9 protein-coding genes, 1 pseudogene and 1 other annotated feature are annotated in these 7,332 nt (G+C 62.4%); of the genes and pseudogenes, 4 read left to right on the top strand and 6 right to left on the bottom strand.

Annotated elements, in window-relative coordinates; all coding sequences use genetic code 11:
- Nucleotides 1–307: 307 nt before the first annotated feature.
- The 4 genes from MXAZACID_RS16685 to MXAZACID_RS16670 form a co-directional block, all read right to left on the bottom strand.
- Nucleotides 308–739, bottom strand: coding sequence for a type II toxin-antitoxin system VapC family toxin (locus MXAZACID_RS16685; protein ID WP_008495710.1), 432 nt, complete (start codon nt 737–739; stop codon nt 308–310).
- 3 nt (nt 740–742) lie between these two features.
- Nucleotides 743–985: a type II toxin-antitoxin system Phd/YefM family antitoxin gene (locus MXAZACID_RS16680; protein ID WP_008495709.1), complete on the bottom strand. Its 243-nt coding sequence runs from the start codon at nt 983–985 to the stop codon at nt 743–745.
- Between the two features lie 95 nt (nt 986–1,080).
- Nucleotides 1,081–1,743 (bottom strand): hypothetical protein, encoded by a 663-nt coding sequence (locus MXAZACID_RS16675; RefSeq protein ID WP_008495708.1) that lies wholly within the window; start codon nt 1,741–1,743, stop codon nt 1,081–1,083.
- Nucleotides 1,731–2,618: a hypothetical protein gene (locus MXAZACID_RS16670; protein ID WP_008495707.1), complete on the bottom strand. Its 888-nt coding sequence runs from the start codon at nt 2,616–2,618 to the stop codon at nt 1,731–1,733. Before MXAZACID_RS16670 ends, MXAZACID_RS16675 begins: the two co-directional genes overlap by 13 nt.
- 833 nt (nt 2,619–3,451) lie before the next feature.
- On the opposite strand from MXAZACID_RS16670, the gene MXAZACID_RS16665 reads away from it, so the two are divergent.
- Together MXAZACID_RS16665 and MXAZACID_RS16655 are read left to right on the top strand one after the other, a co-directional pair.
- Nucleotides 3,452–4,141, top strand: a complete 690-nt coding sequence (locus tag MXAZACID_RS16665; RefSeq protein WP_008495706.1) for a hypothetical protein — start codon at nt 3,452–3,454, stop codon at nt 4,139–4,141.
- 47 nt (nt 4,142–4,188) lie between these two features.
- A protein-coding gene (locus tag MXAZACID_RS16655) for an IS3 family transposase (protein ID WP_240376724.1) occupies nt 4,189–5,414 on the top strand; the annotation gives its coding sequence in 2 pieces (ribosomal slippage) (nt 4,189–4,480 and nt 4,480–5,414; 1,227 coding nt in all).
- Nucleotides 4,473–4,589: a sequence feature (AL1L pseudoknot), on the top strand. Its footprint overlaps the gene before it by 117 nt.
- Before the next feature lie 36 nt (nt 5,415–5,450).
- On the opposite strand, the gene MXAZACID_RS18950 is transcribed toward MXAZACID_RS16655, so the two are convergent.
- Nucleotides 5,451–5,642, bottom strand: coding sequence for a hypothetical protein (locus MXAZACID_RS18950; RefSeq protein WP_144052869.1), 192 nt, complete (start codon nt 5,640–5,642; stop codon nt 5,451–5,453).
- 29 nt (nt 5,643–5,671) lie between these two features.
- On the opposite strand from MXAZACID_RS18950, the gene MXAZACID_RS16650 reads away from it, so the two are divergent.
- Nucleotides 5,672–5,986, top strand: a complete 315-nt coding sequence (locus MXAZACID_RS16650) for a DUF1778 domain-containing protein (RefSeq protein WP_240376722.1) — start codon at nt 5,672–5,674, stop codon at nt 5,984–5,986.
- Nucleotides 5,986–6,507 carry a GNAT family N-acetyltransferase gene (locus MXAZACID_RS16645; RefSeq protein WP_008495700.1) on the top strand — a complete coding sequence of 174 codons (522 nt, stop codon included), beginning with the start codon at nt 5,986–5,988 and terminating at the stop codon, nt 6,505–6,507. The genes MXAZACID_RS16650 and MXAZACID_RS16645 overlap by 1 nt, the downstream gene beginning before the upstream one ends.
- 66 nt (nt 6,508–6,573) lie before the next feature.
- On the opposite strand, the pseudogene MXAZACID_RS16640 reads toward MXAZACID_RS16645, so the two are convergent.
- A pseudogene (locus MXAZACID_RS16640) lies at nt 6,574–7,332 on the bottom strand (restriction endonuclease subunit R); the annotation flags it as partial.

The raw sequence follows: 7,332 nt of genomic DNA, 5'->3' as shown, positions 1-7,332 counted from the left end.
GCTAGTAAAGCCACCCATAGCCGCATTATTCGCCATCCCTGGTTGTTGAGCTTAATATACGAATTTCCGGAGGCGAGACAAATCTGGCCAGATCGGCCGAAGTTAGCGATCGAAAATGCAAGGGGGCCCTTGTTCAAACGATCGCTTTTGGCAAATTGCTCCTGTGGAAACCGACGAGTCGGCAATGTCCGGCGTTGCGCAGCTATCCTAGGGCCAGGAACGACCGCAAAGTGCGCAATCGCGCCGGAAGTGGCCGTCGGAGGCGGAATGGCGGCTTTCTGAACATTCCCGCCGCCCACGACCGTGCTCAGGGCAGGCGGATAAATGGATCATGTACCGCCACGCCCAACGGCTCAAAATGCCGCAGGTTCCGGGTCAGGATGGTCAGCCCGTGGTGCTGGGCGGTTGCGGCGATGATGATGTCGGCGAAGCCCGGGGCATGACCCTGACCACGGGCGCAGTCTGATAGACTGCCGGCGAGGCGGGCGCTGGCCACGTCGAAGGGCAGGATGCGGGCCGCATAAAGGTGCAGCACGGTCTCCAGCCAGGCGGTAAGGTCACGGGCTTTGCGGGTTGCTCCCTCACGCTTGGCCTTGGCGATGCCGTCCTCGATCTCAGCGATTGTGACCGTGGAGAGGAATAAATCGGCCGAGTGGGCATCCATCCAGGCGGCCAAATCGGGCAGAGGGACGCGCGAGGGCGCCCGCGCCGAGATGACATTGGTGTCGACGAGATACAAGGATCAGAGGCCGCTATCACGGAGCGGAGATGGATTGCGCGGCGGCAGATCGTCCGCATCGAGAGGTGCCGCCATCAGCAATTGGCCGAAAGAGGGCACATGCGAGAGCCGCTGCCATTCCTCGAAGCTGAGAATGACCGCCTCGGGCTTGCCGTGGCGGGTGATGATCGCGGGTTCGCCGCGTAGGGCCTCATCGACCACAGCCGATAGGCTGGCCTTGGCGTCGCGAAGTTGGATTTCCCGCATGGCGGCCTCCGAACAAATTAGAACTACAGTAGTCATATTTAGGGCTGTGTGCGGGGATGGGCAAGGGTAATGTTCCCAGGCGGCGGCGCTGGAGGCTATTGAACGGGGGCTGAAGGCACGGCGGGGGATATCGGGTCCGTCCACACCGGCATAAAGCAAAAATGCCGCCCGCTGGCGTCTTGCTGCATGGATTTGCGGCAGGCGGCCATGGCGGTGACGCCGTCATTATCCTGCATCAGCTGCCCCCAGGCGATTGCCTCGGCTGGGCTGGCCTTCATGGCGGCGGAGATCAGGTGAGCGGCGATTTCGGCCTGGAATCGGCCGTCATTCAGCCCGGCGGCATAGGTAAATAGGCTGGGCACCAGGATGGCCAGCGCCAATGCCAGACCCAGGCCCACGATGCTGCGGATACGCAGGGTGGTGATTTTCATGCGCATGGTGCGGTCAGCTGCGTTGGCCAGTTGCGGGGCGAGCTGGTTGACGATGTCCATGCCCGAGGCGTGGACCCGGGAAATGGCTTCATCCGCGATTACGCCGGTCTGGGTTTTCAGCGTGTTGGCGATATCGATCTGGGTGGCTTCGCTGGCCTGGTACAGATCGCTCAGCGCGCCGACGCACACGGCCAGGGCCTGGAGCTGCTCCGCCAGAGGATCGCTTTTCAGGGCGGCGGCCGCGGCGGCGCGGCGCAGGATCATCTGCGCCTCGCTGATCTGTTCGTGCAGGGCTTCCCGGCGCGCGGCGGGGCTTATGGGATCCATGATCTGACCCCCGCGAAACGGCGGTCCATGGCGTCCAGCCAAACGCGGACCCGGGCGGCATCGAACAGCCCCAGAGATGGCGTGACGGTGCCATCGCGCGCGGCGGCGAAGCTGCATTGCCGGCTTTCCACGGCCTCGGCGGCGTGCAGCCGGGGCATCCAGAGCTTCACACAATCTGCCGCCAGACGGACATACGCATCCGACGCGGTGAGACGGGCAAAGGCGCGCTCACGGGTTGCGCCCGGCTCAATGCTATATTCGTTGAACACCAGCGCTTGCGCTGCTGGCGTGAAACCGCGTGCGGCCAGGGTGAGTGCAGGAAGCAAATCCTCGGGCTGAGCACCGGTGAGGTGGAACATGACTGGCGCCATGCCGGCGGCTTCGATATGCGCCGCGAGGCCCGGCATCTCGGCGGCAAGAGACCGCAAGGTGGTATCACCGCCGCCCAGATCAACGAGGGCGGATTGGCGCTCATGGATGCAATATTCGATCAGCTCCTGCAGCCAGGCGGTGACCCCGGCGGGATTATCGGTCTCCGGGCGGGCCACATCGGCAAAATAGGCGGAGAAAGTGGCATTGCTCGGGTCGACATCAGCCAGGATCGGCGTGCCGCCATTGCGGATCGAGGTCTCGGTAAGCCAGCGGAGCAGGGTGGTTTTGCCCGTCTTGCCCCGCCCGGCGGCAAAAATGATTTTGGCTTGGCCCGTGAGGTCGATTCCCTGTCCGATCTCAGGCTCGGCTTCCTGAGGCGGCGCCAAGCTGACGATATCGGAACGCGCGCCGGTGAATTTCGCCATGTTCGGGCGATAGGGTGTGGCGCCGGACGGCTTGCCGCCGTTCGATGCGGTAACCGGCTGGGGTTTGTCATCGGACATTGGCTCTACTCCTTGGGTTCAGGCGGCCCGAATGTCAGGCAGCGGTTACGCTCGATCTCTGCGCGTTCAGCCTCACTCGGCACCGGAGGTGGTTCAAGGACCCGAAGCGAGGCGGGTTTGAAACGGGGGCAGCGGATGGCCCCGGCACCGGCGGTAATGGAGCCATGATAGGTGCTGCGGGCACTGCCGCTGGGGGAACCACCCCTGCTCCGATTGTCACCGGCGCCTCTACGGGCGGTGGCGCAGACGCCGCGTCTTCCGAGCGGCCCAACCTACGCCTGTAGCCCTTCAGCGGCATCTGTGCGCGCGAGAATTCGCTGCGCAGGGCTTTGGCCGTCCAGGGCGCGCCAGTGCGGTAGGTAATCCCGGCCTTGCTCAGCGCGGCGCCAATCGCGGCCCAGGACCATTCGCCATGCACCAGCGCCAGCAGCATATCGCGGTGCTGGCGCAGCCAGGGGCGCACAACATCACCTGACCGCCAGAGCGGGCGGATTGTCGCTGCCAGCGTTTCGATTTCTGTGTCAGTCGGCTTGCGCTTGAGTGACATGAGCACCGGCTCTCAAAAATAGCAGTGCAGAATTTCACCATTTTTGACAGGGCGTGCAATCTTCCGAATCGGAATCTTGACAGGCCGGATGTCTCAATCGTCAGCGCAATCCATAGCTCATTCGCCAACTCAAAGGCTGGCGCAAAAGCTGGTGCGTTTGTCAGCGCAATGGCTGGTGCAAACGCTGTCTCTAATCTCGTAGGCTTCATGTGGTAATATTTTATGCAGCTACAACAGGCCAAGGAATGCTAGCGCATGCGGATATAGAGGGTAGAAGGCGCTTGCGGTGGGTGGCCGGGTTCGCCTGTTCCGGCGCACGAATGCCAAGTTCATGGAGGCTGGTACGGTTGGGAATATCAGGCGCAATGGCACGGTGCTGGAGATCGCCGCCATTAACGAGGCTGGACTGACCCTGAAGACCACCACGGGTAGGCAAGGGCTGGTAGCGTGGGAGAGCTTGCGGGGCGAGCCAAATGGTAGAGTTCAACTGGCCTATGGCGATGCGTTGACCACCAACACCGCGCAGGGGAGCGCAGTTACTGAGCACATTCATGCGATGCCGGCTGGCACGAAGCTGGTCTCGGCATTCGGAGCCTATACCTCAGGCAGCCGGCACCGGGACCAGAGTTTTATCGTGACGTCCGAAGGGACGGAGCGTGCCGAGATCATCGTCCGGCGGCCGCTGGGCTACCGGCGCGAGATCGGGCGCGGTGATGTGCGGAACAACATCGTGCGCAATTTTCCACAGGCGCCGGAGAAGCAAGCGGCGCTGGCGCTATTGGAGCGTCAGCCGGGCTACGGCGCGGGGCGGTTCAGGGGGGCGCAGAGAGTACGCCAGGCGGCGGAAGCGCGCGGGAGCGGTCTGGAGCGGCCATCAGTGCTGCGGGAACGGATGTTGAGCCGCCGGATAGCGCAGGCATTTGAAAAGCGGCTGCCTGGTTTGGTGGCAAAACTCCGGCGTCATGGTGAGGTGTGAACCGCTCCATGTTTGCCGGAGGCATCAACTCTTGAGAGGATGGTGTCATGACGAACAGAACGAGCAACAAGTTTTCGCCTGAGGTTCGCGAGCGTGCGGTCCGACTGCTGCTGGAGCACAAAGGCGAGTACCCGTCGGAATGGGCGGCGATGACCTCGATAGCGGCGAAGATTGGCTGCACGGGGGAGACGCTGCGGCACTGGGTTCGGCAGGCGGAGCGTGATCAAGGTCTACGAGCCGGCCCGACGAGTGAGGATCGGGAGCGGATCAAGGCTCTGGAGCGGGAGGTCAGGGAACTGCGCCAGGCCAACGAGATATTGCGCAAGGCGAGTGCGTATTTTGCGCAGGCGGAGCTCGACCGCCGGTTCAAGCCATGATCGCGTTCATCGATGATCACCGAGGTGAGTATGGGGTCGAGCCGATCTGCAAGGTACTGCCGATCGCCCCTTCCACCTACCATGCGCAAGTGGCGCGGCGTGCCGATCCGTCCCGGCGCTCGGCGCGATCACGACAAGATGAGGTTTTGAAGGCGGAGATTTGTCGCGTGTACGGGGATAATTTCTCTGTCTACGGCGTGCGCAAAGTGTGGCACCAGCTACGGCGCGAGGGCCGGGATGTTGCCCGCTGCACGGTGGCGCGGCTGATGCGGGCGATTGGATTACAAGGGGTTATTCGCGGCAAAAAGCTCAAGACCACCCTGAGCAACAAGGCGGCCCCATGCCCTCTGGACCGGGTGAACCGCCAGTTCCGCGCGCCATGCCCCAACCGGCTATGGGTCAGCGACTTCACCTATGTCTCGACCTGGAGCGGCTTTGTGTACGTGGCATTCGTCATCGATACCTTCGCCCGGCGCATTGTCGGATGGCGGGCCAGCCGCACCGCCCATACCGGGTTTGTACTCGATGCCCTTGAGCAGGCCCTGCACCAGCGCCGGCCAGTAGGGGGCCTCGTTCACCACAGCGACCGCGGCTCTCAATACGTGTCCATCAAGTACACCGAGCGCCTGCGCGATGCCGGTATCGAACCCTCCGTCGGCAGCGTCGGCGACAGCTATGACAATGCCCTGGCCGAGACGATCAACGGCCTGTACAAGGCTGAGGTCATCCACAGGCGGGGCTCTTGGCGATCCTTTGAGGAGATCGAGTACGCCACGCTGAAATGGGTCGACTGGTTCAACCATCGCCGGATCATGGAGCCCATAGGCTACATGTCGCCGGCTGAAGCCGAGAAACGCTACTACGCCGCGCTGCGAGAGCAGTCCATGGCAGCGTGACTCAAACCAAATAGCCTCCGGGAAAACCGGAGCGGTTCAGTGCTGGGGCGAGTGGCTCGTATCGGCGCAGATGTGGCGGAAATGCTTGCCAGCTTCAGCCGCCGCCAGAGTCATGTAGAATTCTGGCGTGAGCTTGGCCAGCGGGCCGAGCGAGGGCCCGGGTGGGTGGATCAACCCCGGCAATTGCGGCGGCGCGGGTGGTGAGAGAAAGGCTAATTTGTATTGCATAAAGCGCTACAATCAACTATATTCCGCTCATGACAAGAACCACCGCCATGACCGCCTCGCCCAAGCGTAAAGACCATCCGCTCTCGATGCGTTTGCCGGAAGGCGATATCGCGATTATCGACCGTGCGGCGGATTTGCGCGGGCGCTCGCGCACGGATTTTGTGCGGGAAGCCGCGGTGCGGGCGGCCGAGGAGGTGCTGATGGAAAGCACGCTGGTGCGTATGAGCCCGGAAGGGTTTGAGGCGTTTGTTCAAGCCGTGTCCGCCCCCGCGGCGCCCGTGCCGGAAATGGTGGCCTCTCTGCGCCGCAAGGCGCCGTGGGAAAAAGATACCACGACGCGTTGATGGGGGAGGTATTGCTCTCCGCACCGGAGCTTCTGCATGCCGGGCATGATGTATCCCACTTCTCCTGCGGCAAGCCTTCGCTCGATCATTGGCTGAAGAACCGGGCGCTGGCCAACCAGCAGAAAGGATTCTCCGTGGTCATGGTGGTCCATGTGGCGGGCCGAGTGGTGGGCTACTACGGCCTGGCCCCTACCGCTGTTGTTCCAGCCACCCTGCCACGCGCCATCCGCACCGGCCAGCCGCCGAGCCCGATGCCGTGTATTCTACTCGGCCAGCTTGCCACAGACACGGCCTGGGCGGGGCAGGGGATTGGTATTGGGTTGCTCAACCATGCGCTGGCCCGCAGCGTGAATGGGGCCGCGCTGATCGGCGGGCGGGCGTTGATGGTCAATGCCATTGATGATGAGGCCGCCGCGTTCTGGCGGCGCCGGGGGTTTTTGCCGTCGAAAGACAATGCGCTCATGCTGTTCCGGTCGATCGGCGATATCGCAGCTTCGTTGAGGGCGGCCAGCGAGGTGTGATTTCCCGGGGGACGTGTCAGCTGCGCCAATACCGACACGTGCCGCCCCGATAGTTTTGGACTGGTGTCAGCCAGCAGCGTGCCCGACGATGTCCATGAGCTTCTCGTAACTGGTAACGACATCGTATTTGACGCGATCCTCGCTGACGCTCTGTTCGATCTCGTCGAAGAACTTCCGGGCACAAGCGATCTTGGTGTTCTCGATCTCGCGGAGCTTCATCGAGGACATACTGCCCTTGGTCTCGGCGACGAAGTAGATGTGCTTGACGCTACCTTCCTTAAAGGAAATTGCCCAGTCAGGGTTGTAGTCGCCGACAGGAGTCGGGATCAGGAAACCACGGGGAAGCTTAGCATAGACCACCACCTCGCTGCTGGCATCCAGCTGACCGGCGAATTTGCGTTCAATATCCGAGTCCGCGACGACATAGTCATAGATATGGTGCTTCAGCTTGGCGCTGGCCTTGGAGAAGTCCTGCCCTGTCTGGTTGGCCGTGAAGATGTCCACGTCGTACCGCTCGGACAAGCCGTCATAGGCGAGTCGTTCGATGATCATCGTTGCTTTCTGCTCGGCGATGATCCGCGACGCCTCCGCGATGAAGTGCTCGGGGTTCTCCCTGAACTGACCGAAAACGCTGGCCTGAATTGCCGTGAGGATGTCGGCTACCGTCTTGCGCGTCAGCTCTGTGTTTTCGGCGACCTTTCCGAGAAGATCGTATTTCACGAGGGAATGGATCGAGCCGCCGCACTCGGTCGTCGACCCGGTGAGGGAAAAGCCGTCGCCGGCCTTCAATTGCTCATCGTGTTGATTTCCGCTGAGATCTGCCCC

This window comes from Acidocella sp. MX-AZ02, assembly GCF_000306035.1.
GTDB classification, from domain to species: Bacteria; Pseudomonadota; Alphaproteobacteria; order Acetobacterales; family Acetobacteraceae; genus Acidocella; species Acidocella facilis.
This window is presented reverse-complemented; position numbering and strand designations above follow the sequence as displayed.

Coding starts and splice junctions, on each gene's coding strand:
- MXAZACID_RS16680 (WP_008495709.1), bottom strand. CDS start 985: ATGCGGGAAATCCAACTTCGCGACGCCAAGGCCAGCCTATCGGCTGTG.
- MXAZACID_RS16675 (WP_008495708.1), bottom strand. CDS start 1,743: ATGGATCCCATAAGCCCCGCCGCGCGCCGGGAAGCCCTGCACGAACAG.
- MXAZACID_RS16670 (WP_008495707.1), bottom strand. CDS start 2,618: ATGTCCGATGACAAACCCCAGCCGGTTACCGCATCGAACGGCGGCAAG.
- MXAZACID_RS18950 (WP_144052869.1), bottom strand. CDS start 5,642: ATGCAATACAAATTAGCCTTTCTCTCACCACCCGCGCCGCCGCAATTG.
- MXAZACID_RS16650 (WP_240376722.1), top strand. CDS start 5,672: ATGACAAGAACCACCGCCATGACCGCCTCGCCCAAGCGTAAAGACCAT.
- MXAZACID_RS16645 (WP_008495700.1), top strand. CDS start 5,986: ATGGGGGAGGTATTGCTCTCCGCACCGGAGCTTCTGCATGCCGGGCAT.